Genomic DNA, 17,725 nt, shown 5'->3' on the forward strand with positions numbered 1-17,725 from the left:
GGTTGAAACCTACAAGAGAGAAGGAATAAGGACCATGGCGATTTGGGTACAGGAAGACAAGGGGATATTCCACCTGCAGAGCAAGGGCATGAGTTACATCATCGAGCTGGTCAACGGCTATCCGGCGCATGTGTACTGGGGTGAAAAGCTGCGCCACGGCAGTAATCTGGAAGGCTTGCATCCGCTGGTGACCGGTGGCTCGCTTGACCGCCTGCCGCAGGAATACCCGCACCGCCGAATTTGTGAATGACGGTCAGGCTCCGCTGCAATTGCTGCGGGCACTGAGTACTTCCGTCGATTTCCCGGCAGGGGATATGGACATGATCTACCTGTCCGGCGCCTGGTCGCGGGAAGGCCGTCTCACCCGCAGGCAGCTGGAGCAGGGCAGTACTTCGATCGAGAGCCGCCGGGGGATGAGCAGCCACCAGCACAACTCTTTTGCCGCATTGGCGAAGCGTGGCACGGATGAGCGCCAGGGAGAGGTGTATGGATTCTCACTGGTGTATAGCGGGGGCTTTGAAGCCGTGGCAGAGGTGGATTCCTTCGGAATGACCCGGCTCACAATGGGAGTGAATTCCTTTGACTTCTCCTGGCGGCTTGAGGCGGGGGAGAGCTTCCAGACACCGGAAGCGGTAATGGTCTACTCGGGACAGGGGCTTGGCGAAATGTCGAGAACCTATCACAGACTATACCGGACACGGCTCAGCAGAGGAGAGTACAGGGATAAAGAACGGCCGATCCTGGTGAACAACTGGGAAGCGACATACTTTGACTTCAATACCGATAAGCTGGAGGCTATCGCCGCTGAAGGCGCGAAGCTCGGCATCGAGCTGTTCGTGCTGGACGACGGCTGGTTCGGCAAGCGCGATGCGGACAACTCCTCACTTGGCGACTGGGTGGAGGATCTGCGCAAGCTGCCGGGCGGCCTGTCCGATCTTGCCGCCCGGGTGAACGGCCATGGGCTGAAGTTCGGCCTGTGGGTGGAGCCGGAGATGATCTCGCCGGACAGCGACCTCTACCGCAGCCACCCCGACTGGTGTCTGCATGTTCCGGGCCGCCGCCGCAGTGAACTCCGGTGGCAGCTGGTACTGGACTACACCAGAGAAGAGGTACGGGAGTATATTTTTGAATCCCTCAGCCGCATCTTCTCCAGCGTCCCAGTGGCTTATATCAAATGGGATATGAACCGCTGTCTGACAGAGATCGGCTCGGCGCAGTTGCCGCCCGAACGTCAGGGCGAAACCGCGCACCGGTATGTGTTAGGATTGTACGAACTGCTGGAACGTCTGACTTCAGCATATACGCATATTCTGTTCGAGAGCTGCTGCAGCGGCGGCGGGCGTTTCGATCCGGGTATGCTCTACTATATGCCGCAGACCTGGACCAGCGATGATACGGATGCCGTGGAGCGCTTGAAGATTCAGTACGGTACGAGCCTCGTCTATCCGGTCAGCTCCATGGGGGCACACGTCTCCGCAGTGCCGAATCATCAGGTGGGACGGATCACTCCATTGTCCTTCCGGGGAGATGTCGCCATGTCCGGCAACTTCGGCTATGAGCTGGATCTGACGAAGTTTACTCCGGAAGAAAAGGAACTGGTAAAGGTACAGGTCGCGAATTATAAGGGAATTCGCAGTCTGGTCCAGCAGGGCAATCTGTACCGGCTGCAGAGCCCGTTCGAGGGGAACGAAACGGCCTGGATGTTCGTCTCGGACGACCAGCGCGAGGCGCTGGTCTACTATTTCCGGGTGCTGGCTGAACCGCACCCGCCGCGCCGGAGCCTGCTGCTCAGCGGACTGAACCCGGAGCTGGACTACCGGCTCGCGGACAGCGGGGAAGTCTACGGCGGCGACCGCTTGATGCAGGCGGGTCTGGCGCTGCCGGAGATCCAGCGGGACTTTGTGAGCGGATGCTTCCGGCTGCTGGCTGAGGGGTAAACTGCGTTGCAGAATAGGGGGAGGCCAGGGAGACATGGCTTCCCCTATTTTTTTGCATAGGGAGAAGAAGGCGGAAAGACTGTACTCCCTTGCGGGCAAGGCATGTAGTTGTTCAGTAGGAGGAGGTTGCAGGTCGAGGGCGCATGATTGCAGGCATTTACCGTGAAATAATGTAAGCGAATTCAATGGAATTTAATTTAAGGGGGAAAGTAAGGGAAAGGGAAAGGAGATAAAAGTAAAGGAAATAAAAGGGAATGAAAGGGAGGGAAAGAAAAGTAGAGTGAAGTAAAGGGGAGTAAAGTGAATTAAAGTAAATAAAAGCAAATTGAAGAAAAGTAAAGGGGGAGTGGAAAAAGTATACTTAAATCTGCTCAAAAGTGCTTCATAGCGCGGATAGTTGGAATTAGTAGACTTAATCTGAGCGAATTCATCTGATAGAGTGCGAAACGGGCAAATGAGGTTTACTTTTTCCACTTGTACTTCTGTCGGGAGTGGAATCGAAGGGATTAGGTTTACTTTTTCCACATAAACTTGCTCTCAACCGCTGAAAAGAGTCTGGAACAGACTCGATAGAACGAGCTCGCCTGAAACGCCGGCTACACTTCCCCAAGCGGGAACAACAGCGGCACTACGCGGCTTGCGCCTATATCGGTCAGGTCATGGTCCGTGATCTTAAGCGCCGGGCTGACCGGAAGGGAATGTGTGCTGATGGACATCATCGGATTGTAATGGTTAACGTCTCGCTGGATCAGTCGACTCTGATTACCTTACCGGGTCTGATTATAAGCGGTATCCTGGTTTTCGTCGGCAGTCTGACGGCGTACACTACACCGGCGCTGCTCGGCGGCAAGGAACCAGTAAATTGAGCTTAAGGAGGGTATCCCGGTAGGGGGTACCCTTTTTGCTACACAAAAGGGGCTAATTCTTCGCGCCATTAATTTTGCAGTCCTGTTGTAAAAGCAAACTTACTCTCCTTCAAGCAAATACGTTTCAGCCAAAAATTTTTTTGTGCAAGCCTTATTGTATATAATGGAAGCATTGCATGATTTCGGAGGAGGCGCTGCTGGTGACGGGGATGGATCAGATGAACGAGGTAGAAAATACAGAGAAGCAGAGGGGGCAGAAACATTTGGGGAAGTGGAAGAAGCCAACCCTGACGCAAATTTTCCTGACTGTGTTCCTGCTCGGGATTGCTGTATTCTGGGTAGGGACGATCGTGCAGTCCTTCACTTCGTTCGAGAGCCGGGTGTCCAGCCGCATTGATCTGGAGGATATAAGCTCTATTGAAGTCATCCGGTCCTTGCCGGAAACTACAGATGAAGTTACGGTCACTGTGACTGATCCGGCGGAAATCGCAAGTATTATGAATGCTTTTGCTGACGTGAAATTGATGAGCTCTTACGGTTCGCACGATTTCACCAGAAACTACTGGATTAGCATCTTTGTAGACGGTCATCCAAGGTTTGGAATCACATTGGATGACCAAAAGTATATCTACATCAATGACTCGAACAGGAACGATAAGTACAGCAGCGGGTCATTTAAAATCATCAATCATTATGACATACAGTCTATCGACCGCCTGTTCGACTGAGTTTGCGGATTCCATTGACTTGCAGATGACCCGCACCTATGATGATTAATAATATAAATGTGAAACGAACAGAGGAGCGAGACAGCATGGCTATGGAGATTGAACGTAAATTTCTGCTGCCGGAGTATCCGGAGCGGCTGATTCAGGATGGTCAGGTCCAGGTGGTTACCCGGCACAGTATTGACCAGACGTACCTTGCGATAGAGGACGGGCAGGAGCTGAGAGTGCGCAAGATCACCGACCTGGATTCGGGTGAAATTACGTACACACACACCTTCAAGGATGGCAAGGGCATCAGCCGCCAGGAGATTGAATATAACATTTCGGAAGGTTTGTATACCCAGATGATCGAAGCGGTCAAAGCCGTGCCGCTGGTCAAGACGCGGATTACCGGCATTTGGAACGGCACGACAGTGGAGATTGACCTGTATACCCAGCTTGAGCTTGCGGTGCTGGAGGTTGAATTTGATTCCATGGAGGAAGCGGAGAGCTTTGTGGCCCCGGAATGGTTCGGCCAGGATGTAAGCGTCGAGAAGAAGTACAGCAACAAGACCGTTTGGAAAGAGCTGCAGAACCAATGACAATAGGCAGCGGACGCTACAGATTTTCACACAAAAGTTGACACAGAAGTAACGGACTTTAACGCGTAAACGTGTTAATATAGAGTGAGCTTAAGGCTGGTTCAGCACATTTTCATCACATAGAACGTGAACTTATAGACCAGCTGTATGAAGGATAACTAAAGAGGGGTTCAGGAGGATGAGAGAGGTATGGAGTATATAAGCACAAGAGGCAATGTGAAGGCTAAGGGCTTTATTGATACGGTTCTGATGGGGCTGGCGGATGACGGCGGGCTGATGGTGCCTTTTCAGATTCCGGTGATCTCCCCCGAGAAGCTGGAAGAATGGAGAAGCCTGAGCTTCCAGGAGCTGTTCCTTGAAATTTTCTCTTACTATACCAATGATGAAATTCCCTATAATGATCTCAAAGAAATGGTCTACACCAGCTATGGCAATTTCCGCGCGCCGGAAGTGACGCCGCTGCACCAAGTGAATGATTCCTTGTACGTGCTCGAGCTGTTCCATGGACCTACCTTTGCTTTCAAAGATGTGGCACTGCAGTTCATGGGTGAACTATATTCCTACATTGCCAAGGTGCGGGGGGAAATTATCCATATTCTCGGTGCAACCTCGGGGGATACGGGTGCGGCGGCGATTCAGGGCGTGCGCGGCAAAGAAGGGATCAAGATCTGTATCCTTCATCCGCACGGCAAGGTCAGCAAGGTGCAGGAACTGCAAATGACGACAGTGGATGACAGCAATGTGCTGAATCTGTCGGTTGAAGGCAACTTTGATGACTGCCAAAAGGTGATCAAGGAGCTGTTCGCTGATCTGGATTTCAAGGGCCGCTACCACCTGCGGGCGATCAACTCGATTAACTTCGTGCGCATTCTGGCGCAGACGGTCTATTACTTCTATGCCTATCTGCAGATTGAGGGCAGCGATGAGAAGAAGATCAGCATCAGTGTGCCTTCGGGCAACTTCGGTAATATTTTTTCAGGCTATCTGGCCCAAAAAATGGGTCTGCCGATCCACAAGCTGATCATCGCCACCAACGAGAACAACATTCTCGAACGGTTTGTGCTGACCGGCGAATACAAACCAGGCAGCTTCACAGGAACCTACAGCCCGTCAATGGACATCCAGGTAGCGAGCAATTTTGAACGTTATCTGTATTACCTCTTGGATGAGGATGCGGTGAAGCTGTCTGCGTACATGGCTCAGCTGCAGGCGGAAGGAAAGATTACGGTGGATGGTGCAGCCTTTGAGCAGGTGCAGCAGGATTTCTCTGCGCTGGGGGTCAAAAATCAGCAGTGTCTGGATACGATCGGCAAATATGAGCAGGAATACGGCTATCTGCTGGACCCGCATACAGCCTGCGGCATTGCAGCCTACGAAGCGTTCAGCGGTCCGGACGAGACGAATATTACTTTCGCCACGGCACATCCGGCCAAGTTCGACGAGGCGATTGCCCTGACCGGCATCAAGCAGGAATTCCCTGCTCCCATCTCTGCACTGTTCTCCATGCCGCAGTTTATGACCGTGGTAGAGCATGACAAAGCGGAGATTGTGCGTCAGCTGGTGAAGTTTTACGAATAGAATGGAACGAGCAGCGCTGCCGGACATCCTCTTGCGGGCCGCTTGAATTTAACTTATGGCATATAGCCCTGTTCCTGAAAAGGACAGGGTTTTGTCATGTAATCGGCTGGTGATTTTTTTCACAACCATAAGTTTGCGGAATTTGTCGGAAATTCCCCCTGAAAAGTAGACATCGCTATTCCGGAATGAGAAAATAGCAGGAAGAGAATCCATATAACCAGCCTAAACGGCTCTTATATTAATCAAAGGACGGGATCATTCATGACTATTCGATTTGGAGTCGTAGGCACCAACTGGATTACAGACCGCTTCATTCAAGCAGGTCTTGAGAACGAGGAATTTCTTCTCACTGCCGTATATTCACGTACTGAGGAGAAGGGGCGCGATTTTGCCGCTAAATATGCGGGCGCTTCGATCTATACCAACCTTGAGGAAATGGTGACTAGCGGGGAAGTGGACGCAGTATACATTGCCAGCCCCAATTCGATGCATGCGGAGCAGTCGCTCATCTGTCTGAACCACAGGATGCATGTGATCTGTGAAAAGCCTGCAGCCTCCAATAGCGCGGAGCTGCGTGCAGTCATTGAAGCGGCACACCGCAACGATGTGCTGTTCCTGGAAGCGATGAAGTCTACCTATATGCCGAACTTCGGCGTGATCAAAGACAACCTGTACAAGCTGGGCCAAGTGCGCCGTTATTTCGCCAGTTATTGTCAATACTCCTCGAGATATGATGCTTACCGCCAGGGAAAAGTGCTGAATGCCTTCAATCCGGTCTATTCTAACGGTTCACTAATGGATCTGGGCATCTATTGTCTGTATCCAATGGTAGCGCTGTTCGGCAAACCGGAAACCGTGAAGTCTGTTGGCCTGATGCTCTCTTCGGGAGTGGACGGTGAAGGCAGCATTGTCATGCGTTATCCCGATATGGATGCTGTGGTCATGCATTCCAAGATTGCCGATTCTTATCTGCCTGCCGAGATTCAAGGCGAGAACGGCACGATGGTCATCGACAAGATCAACCAGCCGTACCAGGTCAAAATCTACTACCGCGACGGTACGGTCGAAGAGCTTACCCTTCCGCAGGTATTTGAGCCGATGTATTATGAGGTTGAGGAATTTATCAGTCTGATCAAGAATGGTCAGCGCGAGAGCAGCGTGAACAGCCACGCTAATTCTCTGGCGGTCTCTGAGGTGATGGAGGAAGCCAGAGCACAGATCGGCCTCCGCTATGCCTCGGACCTGTAGCCGAAGTATCGGATGAATATTGAAATGGGGAGCGGAACTTGAAAACTTTTAAAAAGGTCTACATCGAGATTACAAGCGTCTGCAACCTCGCCTGCAGCTTCTGTCCGCCTACCGAACGGCAGAAAAACTTCATGAAGCTGGATACCTTTAATACCATTCTCGACGAGATCAAGCCGCACAGCAATCACATCTATCTGCATGTCAAAGGCGAACCGCTGCTGCATCCGAAAATCGGCGAGCTGCTTGATGCTGCCCACGCCAAAGGGTTCAAGGTCAACATTACGACCAACGGAACGCTGATTCATAAAGCGGGGCCCAAAATCCTCGGCAAGCCGGCGCTGCGGCAGATGAACTTCTCCCTGCACAGCTTCGACGGCCATGCGGGCTCGGAGAACCGCGAGGGGTACGTGTCAGAGATTATTTCCTTTGTACGGGAGGCATCAGCCCAGGGAGTCATCATCTCCTTCCGGCTGTGGAATCTGACCGAGGACAACCGGTCGAATCTGGAGAAAAGCCGCAACCGCGAGACGCTGGCGCTGCTGGAGGAAGCCTTCAATCTGGACTTCAAGATTGAAGAAAAGGTGGTGCCCGGCAGCGGGGTGAAAATTGCCCCGCGCGTGTATCTGAACCAGGATCACGAGTTCAGATGGCCGGCCTTACACGAGCCGGAGGATGACGGCAAAGGCTTCTGCCACGCGCTGCGCAGCCAGGCGGCGGTGCTGGTCGACGGCACGGTGGTACCGTGCTGTCTGGATGGCGAGGGTGTGATTAACCTCGGCAATATCCATGAGAAGCCGTTCTCCGAGATTGTTGAGGGCGAACGTGCGAACAATCTGTTCTATGGCTTCTCCCGCCGGGAAGCGGTAGAAGAGCTGTGCCGCAAATGCGGGTACAGACAGCGGTTTGGAACGTAGCAAGGGAAGGCAAGCTTGAACTGGAAAAGAGGGAACGGATGCCTACTGTACTGGTAGCGGACGACGATGCGAACATTCGCGAACTCGTTTGTTTATTTCTGCGCAACGACGGATTTACAACGGCCGAAGCTGCGGACGGCAAGGAAGCACTAACCGTCTACGCCTCGACGAATATCGATCTGGTTGTGCTCGATATTATGATGCCGATTATGGATGGCTGGACGTTATGCAAGGAGCTCAGAAGAGCCAATCCCGATCTCCCATTACTGATGCTGTCTGCAAGAGGCGAAACATGGGAGAAAGTGAAAGGGTTCGAACTGGGAACGGACGATTATATGACGAAGCCTTTCGATCCGCTGGAGTTGACCGCCCGTGTCAGGGCATTACTGAAACGATACCGGGTTGGCTCCACGCATACGATCCAGTTCGGCAACGTCATCCTTGACCGCCAGACCTACAAGGTGATGAGAGGGACGGAGCCGCTCACATTGCCGCTCAAGGAGTTCGAATTGCTGTATAAGCTTGCCGGCACACCCGGACAGGTCTATACGCGCGAGCAGTTGATCGATCAAATCTGGGGGATTGATTACGCTGGAGATGACCGAACGATAGACGTACACATTAAACGTCTGCGCGAACGGTTCGCGGCGACACCCGAATTCCGTATCGAGACGGTCCGCGGGCTGGGCTACCGGCTTGAGGTTTACGAATGATCAGATCCTTATATATACGCGTTGTCCTGACGTTTTTAGTGTCTGTAATCGGGGGCACGGTCATTGCTTTTTTTGTGGCAACTTGGATATTTAAAGATCAATTGAACGAAAACCTGCAAATCACCTTACGTGATTTTGGTCAGGACATTACCCGGATTTACGAGACTTTACCTATTCGTGAAGCAGACTCGTTCGTAAGTGGTATGAAACAGCTCAATTCCTATTATGTCCGAATCTATGATGGGAAGGGGCAGCTGCAATCTTTGGGAGTACTTAAGGAACATGATCCAATCTCTGTGACTGCGGAACAAATAAAGGAAGTGCTTGCAGGTAAGGTTTTTCAAGGCAAGACGAATGGGATTAATCCGATCCTCTTAGGACTGCCGTTAAAAACGGAAATGGGAACAAAAGCGATGTTTTTAGAGCAGCGTCCTTCCTCGTCCTCATCTTTTCTCATCAAATGGATTATAAACTTTTTGACCTATTCGTTGGTTGCAGGAAGCTTATTGATTCTGGTGGCCGCGATGTTCCTAATCAGTCCGATCAAGAAGCTGACAAAAGCGACCCGCCGCATAGCAGCTGGAGATTTCAGCATTAAGCTGAATATTAAGCAAAAGGGTGAACTCGGTACCTTGGCACGCAGCTTCGAAGAAATGATGTATGATCTGCAGCAGCTTGAGCAGATGCGCAGGGAATTCGTATCGAACGTATCGCATGAAGTTCAATCGCCGCTCACCTCGATATCCGGTTATGCTCTGGCGCTCAAGCAAGCGGGCATCACAGAAAACGACCGGAGCCGTTATCTCGATATTATCATCGCTGAAGCAGACCGGATGTCCAAGATGAGCGATAACCTGCTAAAACTGAGTTTGCTTGAATCGCAATCACAGCAGCTGCAGCTCACCACGTTCAGCCTTGATGAACAGATCAGACGGGTCATCGTCGCGATCCAGCCGCAATGGCTCGCCCGCAACATCCGTTTCGAGCTTGATTTGAAGGCCGTTCGACTAATGGCCGATTATGATCAATTAAACCAGGTATGGACGAACCTGATCGGCAATAGCATCAAATTCTCCATGGATGGAGGCGTTATTGATGTTAGCATCAGGCAAGAGGTTAACCATGTGATCGTCCAGATATCCGACAACGGTATCGGTATTTCCCCCGAGGACCAGAAGCGTATATTCGAACGGTTCTTTAAGGCCGATCGCTCCCACAGCCGTAAGTATAGTGGCAGCGGTATGGGACTTGCCATCGTTAAACAGATTGTGTCGCTGCATCAAGGTGACATCCGGGTGGAGAGTGAGCCCGGCCGGGGAACAACCCTTATTGTCACCTTGCCGATCACAACGAAGGCTGATTAGCAGGTGCATTTTCCAGGTTACGGCATGATCCTCAAGCCCCTGTGCTTGCGACGCCGTAGCTTTTTTTGAAATACAAAAATTTATATGCTTCGCGCTATAAATTATCCTTCTATTTCTCGCTGAAACGGCTTCGCCGTCCTTAAAAAAGGACGGCGAAGCCGTTTCTACTTGTTTGTTCATACTCCGTTCATATTGTCGTCACGGGGAGTACATCTTCGTTGGTTAAGCTTACCTTAACGGATCGTTAAGACAACCGGAATCACCGATGAGGACAGGAGAAGATACGAGTGAAACAAAGAGAGGCAGCGAAAACGGGGAAGGATACGAGAATGAAAAAAACGCTTAGGATTATGCTGAAATCATTAGCAGGATTAATTATCGCAATAGCCCTTTTTTTAGCCATTGTTTTTATAGTCAATCTGATCAGCAACAAGTCGGAGCAAGGTAGGATCCAGTCCTATGGCCAGTTAGTCCCTGTAGACGGGAAAAAGATGAATGTATTGATTCAAGGCAAAGGTGAAGATACCGTGGTACTGCTGCCCGGTTATGGGACAGCAGCGCCGGCACTTGATTTTAAGCTGCTGGTAGATGAGCTGTCACCCTTCTACAAGGTAGTTGTGATTGAGCCGTTTGGATATGGATTAAGTGATGGAACGGATAAAGAACGAACCACAGAGAATATTGTAAGTGAGATTCATGAAGCTTTGCAGCAGCTTCATATTGAGCGTTATACGCTGATGGGGCATTCCATTGCGGGCATTTACGGGCTGGATTATGTGAACAAATATCCAGACGAAGTGAATGCATTTGTCGGGATCGACAGCAGTGTTCCCACGCAAGGTGGTATGGATAAGGAATTACCGGTAAAAACGTTCGAATTTCTCAACAAATCGGGTCTCATGAGACTGGTGCAGAAAATAAGCGGTGACCCTTATGCCAGACTGCCATTTGATGATCAAACGAAAGAACAAATGAGACTGATTTCGAATATACACTCGAATAATGCCACTGTTATGAATGAAATGGAACATATTTCTTCTAATTTTAATGCAGCGAAAGCTTTGGCATTCCCTAAGAATCTTCCCCTTCTTCTTTTTGTACAAGCGAATAATACAGACGTTGAAGGATGGATCTCCCTGCATGAAGGGCAAATCAAAGATTCTGTACATGGAAAAATGATCACACTCGAAGGGGAACATTATCTGCACCATACCCAATCCAAAGAAATCGTTCAGGACTTCAGGGAATTTATGAAGGAGTCCAAATAAGAGATTGCTCTAAATCTCAAATCATAGAAACAGCGGCAGCCATGGACGAGAGAATCAGTCCCGGATTGCCGCTGTTTTTGTGGTGGAGTTCTAAGGAAATAATCATTTTCTTGCTAGGTACAAGTCGATCGTGTCATTACTTCTCGACCGCTCCATTAAAGGTCAACCGCTTATCCATTAATAAGAATCCCCCTTCCTTATGTCCCCACACGGTCTGTATAGACATGCCCGAAGAATGCCTTTTTGAAGTCATCCTCCCGTATAAAAAAATATAATAACCCGGACAAATCCCAATCCATACCAATCTCATCACTAGAGTCTGCTTGTAACAGAAGAAGTTCATCACTGGGATGGCCTCCGTATTGCAGAGGTGTCATGTGGCCCAAAAAACGAAACCCGATCCCTTGCTGATAGGTTTCCATGAATTTAGTCCAGAATCCCAGCGAGTATTTTTCTAAATCTTCTTTATTCTTCATCAGCTTGTTCTCTGTCAAATAATCGCTGTCAGGTATCGTCAATTCAAGCTTTTTTTCCAATAGGGCAGATCTGAAACTCTCGGGGTCCAGTAGCCCCTTTGGCGGTTCCATTCTTATCAATTCTGAAGTCTCAGTGGTATAATAAACCAAATTGTTATTCATTGTGTCGGCATCATATTGCGGGTCGTCATACCACAGCTCCGGATCGTACACGTAAAGCACTTATACATACTTAGGAGGAATTAGCATGCTGAAATCCCTGCGAGCCATTGAAGAATACCGGGAAACCGGACAGTTGTACGGCGGAGGCTTCCCCTGGCTGGAATATATCGTTCAAGCGGAAGAAACGATTGTCAACCTGGAACGCGTAGACTCCCTGCATGAACTGGAATACATCAACCCGGTGCTGGATTACGTGGAGCGGAGCCTTCGTCTGCTGGATAGTCTGGCGTTGTCGTATTGGATCAAGGAGTTGGCCGAAGAGACATTGGTCTGGTCAGAGACGGCAAAGGGCGGGACATTGCGCCAGCGCCAGCTGTGGCAGGCGGAAGGGATTAATATTTTTGTGCACAATATCGGCTCTGCTCAGCTATATTTGAGGGCAGTTGGGGCGGAGGAATATGGTCTGCAGACTGTTCGTGGGATGGAGGCGGGGGGTACCGAAGCAGCGAAGCAAGAGATTGTGCATCGGCTGATTGAAACACATGGCCTCATCGGGCAGCAGATTCGCGGCGAGGTGCCGCCATCCGTCAACCGACCGCTGGCGTCGATGGTAGAGGAAGGGCTGCTGACCACTGATGAGCTGGAGCGCCTGCTGTTCGCACTGAATCACTGCATAATTTCCGCAGTATCCCCGGAGCTGTGGCAGGAGGCGCGGACCGAGGTGATGGAGCTGATCGCCGTGATTTCATCCGGGGATCTGCTGCATGCCGGGGTACCGATGAAGGAGCGTTTGCGGCGAATGCGTGCGGGGGCAATTGCAGCCGGCGAGGATTATGATACCGAGTGGAGCAGCCTGGTGCAGGAGGGCTTCAATCCCGATGTTCTGGAGCTGATGCAGCCAATTACATTCTGGTATGTGGAATCAGCACTGCAGACCTTTTCGCTGGAGCAGTTTCTCAAGGTTGTGGCTCTCACTGCCTGCGGCAGTAAGCTGACTGGTCTGAACCATATCAGCTACGAGGCGGTTATGAACAGCATTTATTATGACTACAAAGGCGCCAAGAAGATTAATGTATACAAGAAACGAATCATTGAAAAGTATTTATCCGGGCTGGCCTGGGAGGATATTCTGAAGGGTTCCACCCCTCCGGGCAATCCGCATCTGATTCACCGGCTGCGGCGGGAGGGGCATTTGCCGGACACGCTGTTCTTCCATTTCGAGTTCTCGCCGGCAGCGGAGAAGCTGATTGAGTTCTGCACCGAAGCGGAGAAGTCAGCACTGTATGAACGGGCTGTGCTCATGCTGTTCGATTTGTTTGAGCTGCGCCGTGATGCCTTTGACCGGTTCCATAACGAGGATACGTATTTAAGCCAAATGAATGAGACGGCAGACTATAAAGCGGTCATTCTGGAGTATGTCACCGGCCGGAAGGTGCTGGACATTGGCCCTGGCGGCGGGGTGCTGCTGGATCTGATCGAAGAGCGGATGCCTGGCGTGATACCGGTGGGCATTGATATCTCCAGTAATGTTGTAGAAGCGCTGCGCCAGAAGAAGCAGCGGGAGGGCCGGCGCTGGGAAGTGCTGCAGGGCGATGCGCTGAACCTTAAGGACTTTGTGGAGCCGGGTACGGTGGACACCGTTATTTTCTCCTCCATTCTGCATGAGCTGTATTCCTATGTGCCGCTGAACGGGGTGAAGTTCAATCATGAGACCGTGGCGGCGGCACTGGTGAGTAGCTTTGAGGTGTTGGCAGACGGCGGCGTGATTATTATTCGCGACGGCATTATGAGCGAGCCGGTGAATCAGCGGCGCCGGGTGCGTTTTCTGGAGGCTGGCGGAATGTCTGCGCTGGAGCGGTATGCCAAGGATTTTGCCGGACGGGACATTCAAGTTGAGCACGTAGATGAGCAAGAGGTGCTGATGCCGGTAAACGATGCCATGGAGTTTCTGTACACCTACACCTGGGGAGAAGAAGCGTATATCCATGAGGTTCAGGAGCAGTTCGGTTATTTCACTCCGACCCAGTATAAGGCCTTCATTCAGCAGACCTTGGGGGAACGGGCGAAGCTTGAGGTTTTCCGCCACTATTTACAGGAGGGCTATACGGATGCGCTGAAGGACCGTGTGGTCATTATGGATGAGGAAGGCCACGGGGTGCCGCTGCCGGACAGCACTTGCTTTATTGTGATTCGGAAGGAAGGGTAGATTTCCAGCTGCCTTTCCGCAAGAGAGACGGGACAATTTAGTTTTGTACAAAGATTAGGGTTGCCACTTCGGTCGACGAGTAATAGTTGGGCACCGGATTCGTGGGATTCTCTCTCCACTTCCTGGTGCCTGGATTACACTAGGCGAGACTTATATTGGAATTAGTATACTTAATTCAGCTAGTGGCAGCCTGAAAGGAATGTTATTGCGAAATTAGGTTTACTTTTTCTACTAAATTCTCATAACAGAGCAAATTCGGCAGAATTAGTTCTACTTCTTCCACTTAGGGGCTCTGAGCTTAAGGATATAGTTGCCCCTGCGCGGAGACTTGCCCCTGTCCTTTGCGGAATTCCGAAGGAGAGCATTTCATCGCCTTGCGGAACACTTTGATGAAATAGCTGACGTTGTCGAAGCCGACCTCCAGGGCGATGTCGGAGATTTTGCGTTCCGTCTGCTGCAGCAGGTCTGCCGCCTGGCGGATCCGGTAGGAGTTGATATAATCGACCGGTGTTTTACGGGTCATGGCCTTGAAGAAGCGGCAGAATTGGCCTTCACTCATTGGGATCAGCTCCGAAAGATCACGGGTACGGATCGGTTCCTGGTAGTTGTCCTGAATATAGAGAATAACCTTTTTGAGCCGGTTGATCTTGGTGGTATCGGCGCCCTCTGACTGGCTGTGGTTCACCGAACGGCCCTCTATGGCGATTTGGGAGAGCATGATCAGCAAAGTTCCTTTCATAAAGGACTCGAATCCGGGCACTTTATGATCATATGCCTCCATCATGCGCTCCAGATGGCGCAGCAGCTCCTGCTGCCAGGGGACATCGGGTGTAATATGGCGGGGGAAACTCTGACGTTTCTCCAGAAGCGGCAGAATCACCGTCTGCTGAATGGTATCATATTGAGCACTGGCCAGCAGATCGGGGTGGAAGACCAGTGCGCAGAAGCGGCAGGGGATATCTTTTAGCGCATATGCTGCATGGACATCACCGGATTCAATGAATACAGCTTCACCTGGACGGAGCGGAAAATAATCGGTATCGACCTGGAACATAATCTCTCCCTCCAGCAGCAGGAAGAACTCGGCTTCCTCATGCCAGTGCGTATCCAAGACAGGGGTTCCGGCAGGAAGCTCGATCCAATAGGCGGCAAGTGGAAACATTACATCCCCATGAACACGGTCTTCTTTGAGCAGACGCTGCGAGGTGCGGTCCATTATGGGCCTCCTTTTCGATGAAACATCAGAATAATGTTATAAATAAGCTATATTATATTAGTTTTGTCTAATTATTATCGTTATAATGCAACTATAAACACCAAATTGAAGGGTGGCAAGTACCACATGAAATTTACAGACGGCCTCTGGCTGGTTCGTGACGGAATCAACATCAATGGTGCAGTTCAGAACTATGTAGTAGAAAAAACGGCTGAAGGTTTGACTGCTGTTACGCAGACGACTCCGATTACAGGACGTGCAGCAACCCTGAATTCCACACTCTTGACTGTGAAATTCCATTCCCCGCTTCCAGGCGTGGTAGGCATCAAAATCATTCACAATGATGGCGTATTGGACCGCGGTCCAGCCTTTGAATTGACGAAGGGAACCGGCGATCACGTACAAATCGAAGAAACCGAAGCACAGACTGTGCTGATCAGCGGCGGACTTCGTGTTGTAATCAACAAAGGGACTCAATGGTCCGTAGACTTCTTCCGGGGCGATGAGCGCATTACCGGCAGCGGTTACAAATCGATGGCTTACATTACCGATCAGGACGGCAACACATTCATGCGTGAAGAGCTGGATATCGGCGTAGGCGAATTCGTCTATGGTCTGGGCGAGCGCTTTACCTCTTTTGTCAAAAATGGACAGGTGGTTGACCTCTGGAACAAGGATGGCGGCACCAGCTCCGAGCAGGCTTATAAAAACATTCCTTTCTATGTAACAAGCAAAGGCTATGGCGTATTTGTTAACCACCCCGAACTGGTATCGTATGAAATCGCTTCGGAAAAAGTGAAAAAAGCCCAGTTCAGTGTAGCCGGCGAAAGCCTGGAATACTTCATCATCGAAGGGCCTTCCATTAAAGAAGTTATCACCAAATACACCTCGCTAACCGGCAAGCCAGCGCTTCCGCCAGCGTGGACCTTCGGCCTGTGGCTGACCACTTCATTCACAACCGACTACGATGAAGCGACCGTTAATTCCTTCGTTGAAGGTATGGCTGAACGCGATCTGCCGCTGCATGTTTTCCACTTTGACTGCTTCTGGATGCGTGAATACCAATGGACGGATTTCCAGTGGGACCCGCGCGTATTCCCGGACCCTGTCGGCATGCTGAAACGCCTGAAGGACAAAGGCCTGAAAATCTGCGTATGGATCAACTCCTATATTGGACAGCGTTCACCGCTGTTTGAAGAAGGCAAGAAAAACGGCTATCTGATCAAGAAAGCAAACGGCGACGTGTATCAGACAGACCTGTGGCAAGCGGGCATGGGACTTGTAGACTTTACGAACCCTGCAGCTTGTGAATGGTATGCCGGCTACCTGCGTGGCCTGGTGGATATGGGTGTAGACAGCTTCAAGACTGACTTCGGCGAACGCATTCCTACCGATGTGGTGTACTTCGACGGCTCTGACCCGCAGAAAATGCATAACTATTACACTCAAATGTACAACAAAGTGGTCTTTGAAGTACTGGAAGAGAAGCTTGGCAAACATGAAGCTGCTGTATTTGCCCGTTCGGCAACGGCCGGCGGACAGCAGTTCCCGGTTCACTGGGGCGGCGATTGCTACGCGGATTATGAGTCGATGGCAGAGAGCCTTCGCGGCGGGTTGTCCCTGGGCTTGTCCGGCTTCGGTTTCTGGAGTCATGATATTGGCGGATTCGAAAATACCGCTCCGGCGCATGTGTTCAAACGCTGGCTGGCCTTCGGCCTGCTCTCCAGCCACAGCCGCCTGCACGGTAGCACCTCGTACCGCGTGCCTTGGGCATACGATGATGAAGCCGTGGATGTTACCCGCTTCTTCACCAAGCTCAAATGCAGCCTGATGCCTTACCTGTATGATATCGCCGGACAGGCACATGAGCAGGGCTGGGCTTCGATGCGTGCGATGGTAATGGAGTTCCCGGAAGATCCGACCTGTGAAGTGCTTGACCGTCAATATATGCTCGGCGATAAGCTGCTGGTGGCTCCAATCTTCCAGGAAAACGGCGAAGTGAAATACTATCTGCCGGCTGGACGCTGGACACACCTGCTTAGCGGTGAAACAGTTCAAGGCGGATCATGGCGCAAGGAAAAACATGATTTCTTCAGCCTGCCGCTGTTTGTCCGTCAGAACTCACTGCTGGCTACAGGCAGTGTAGATACCCGTCCGGATTATGATTTTGCCGATGGCGTGAAATTCGGTCTGTATGCACTGGAAGACGGAACAGCAACGACTGCAACCGTTCGTGATATGAATGGTGCACCTGAGCTGACCGTGAAGGCTGAACGTAAGGGCAGCGCGGTTACCGTTACGGCAGAAGGAAGCGGCAAGGCATTCACGCTGGCTGTGAAAGACCTGGGCGCTATCGCTTCCGTAGACGGAGCAGAGCAAGCGGACGATACAACAGTGAAAGTGAACGCCGGAGCCAAATCCGTATCGTTCACCATCATGCTGAAATAAGAATAAGGATTCTGCACAAT

General features: G+C 51.0%; 14 protein-coding genes and 1 pseudogene. 13 read left to right on the forward strand and 2 right to left on the reverse strand.

Translation table 11 applies throughout. The features are described 5' to 3' along the window. The first annotated feature begins 34 nt into the window (after positions 1-34). From A3842_RS33685 to A3842_RS01370, 11 genes and pseudogenes are all read left to right on the forward strand, one after another. On the forward strand, positions 35-250 hold the full coding sequence (locus tag A3842_RS33685; RefSeq protein ID WP_371915974.1) for a hypothetical protein: 216 nt from the start codon (positions 35-37) through the stop codon (positions 248-250). Next, entirely contained in the window at positions 195-1,937 is a 1,743-nt protein-coding gene (locus A3842_RS01330) for an alpha-galactosidase (protein WP_371915975.1), read from the forward strand. Before A3842_RS33685 ends, A3842_RS01330 begins: the two co-directional genes overlap by 56 nt. 761 nt (positions 1,938-2,698) lie before the next feature. Next, a pseudogene (locus A3842_RS31760) lies at positions 2,699-2,797 on the forward strand (ABC transporter permease); the annotation flags it as partial. 182 nt (positions 2,798-2,979) lie between these two features. Then, complete coding sequence (locus A3842_RS01335; protein WP_074100181.1) at positions 2,980-3,531, forward strand: hypothetical protein; 552 nt, start codon at positions 2,980-2,982, stop codon at positions 3,529-3,531. 86 nt (positions 3,532-3,617) lie between these two features. Then, positions 3,618-4,112 carry a CYTH domain-containing protein gene (locus A3842_RS01340; protein ID WP_074100182.1) on the forward strand — a complete coding sequence of 165 codons (495 nt, stop codon included), beginning with the start codon at positions 3,618-3,620 and terminating at the stop codon, positions 4,110-4,112. Between the two features lie 189 nt (positions 4,113-4,301). Then, a complete protein-coding gene (thrC, locus tag A3842_RS01345) occupies positions 4,302-5,690 on the forward strand; it encodes a threonine synthase (protein WP_074082811.1) in 1,389 nt (462 codons plus the stop codon). Between the two features lie 261 nt (positions 5,691-5,951). Further along, positions 5,952-6,938, forward strand: a complete 987-nt coding sequence (locus A3842_RS01350; RefSeq protein WP_074100183.1) for a Gfo/Idh/MocA family protein — start codon at positions 5,952-5,954, stop codon at positions 6,936-6,938. Between the two features lie 38 nt (positions 6,939-6,976). Next, a complete protein-coding gene (locus tag A3842_RS01355; RefSeq protein WP_074100184.1) occupies positions 6,977-7,852 on the forward strand; it encodes a radical SAM/SPASM domain-containing protein in 876 nt (291 codons plus the stop codon). A gap of 38 nt (positions 7,853-7,890) precedes the next feature. Then, on the forward strand, positions 7,891-8,565 hold the full coding sequence (locus A3842_RS01360; protein ID WP_074100232.1) for a response regulator transcription factor: 675 nt from the start codon (positions 7,891-7,893) through the stop codon (positions 8,563-8,565). Beyond that, positions 8,562-9,929 (forward strand): sensor histidine kinase, encoded by a 1,368-nt coding sequence (locus A3842_RS01365; RefSeq protein ID WP_074100185.1) that lies wholly within the window; start codon positions 8,562-8,564, stop codon positions 9,927-9,929. The genes A3842_RS01360 and A3842_RS01365 overlap by 4 nt, the downstream gene beginning before the upstream one ends. Before the next feature lie 287 nt (positions 9,930-10,216). Then, positions 10,217-11,197 (forward strand): alpha/beta hydrolase, encoded by a 981-nt coding sequence (locus tag A3842_RS01370; RefSeq protein ID WP_371915976.1) that lies wholly within the window; start codon positions 10,217-10,219, stop codon positions 11,195-11,197. Between the two features lie 197 nt (positions 11,198-11,394). Here the strand turns inward: A3842_RS01370 and A3842_RS01375 are convergent, their stop codons facing one another. Then, positions 11,395-11,895: a DUF1963 domain-containing protein gene (locus tag A3842_RS01375; protein ID WP_305953361.1), complete on the reverse strand. Its 501-nt coding sequence runs from the start codon at positions 11,893-11,895 to the stop codon at positions 11,395-11,397. Between the two features lie 25 nt (positions 11,896-11,920). On the opposite strand from A3842_RS01375, the gene A3842_RS01380 reads away from it, so the two are divergent. Beyond that, complete coding sequence (locus A3842_RS01380) at positions 11,921-14,041, forward strand: class I SAM-dependent methyltransferase (RefSeq protein ID WP_074100187.1); 2,121 nt, start codon at positions 11,921-11,923, stop codon at positions 14,039-14,041. Between the two features lie 298 nt (positions 14,042-14,339). Here the strand turns inward: A3842_RS01380 and A3842_RS01385 are convergent, their stop codons facing one another. Beyond that, complete coding sequence (locus A3842_RS01385) at positions 14,340-15,257, reverse strand: AraC family transcriptional regulator (RefSeq protein ID WP_074100188.1); 918 nt, start codon at positions 15,255-15,257, stop codon at positions 14,340-14,342. A 126-nt stretch (positions 15,258-15,383) separates the two neighbouring features. On the opposite strand from A3842_RS01385, the gene yicI reads away from it, so the two are divergent. Further along, the gene (gene yicI / locus A3842_RS01390; RefSeq protein ID WP_074100189.1) at positions 15,384-17,705 is read left to right on the forward strand and encodes an alpha-xylosidase; all 2,322 of its coding nucleotides are present in this window, start codon (positions 15,384-15,386) and stop codon (positions 17,703-17,705) included. The last annotated feature ends 20 nt before the right edge of the window (positions 17,706-17,725 follow it).

The organism is Paenibacillus sp. P3E (genome assembly GCF_001909045.1).
Taxonomy (GTDB): domain Bacteria; phylum Bacillota; class Bacilli; order Paenibacillales; family Paenibacillaceae; genus Paenibacillus_AQ; species Paenibacillus_AQ helianthi.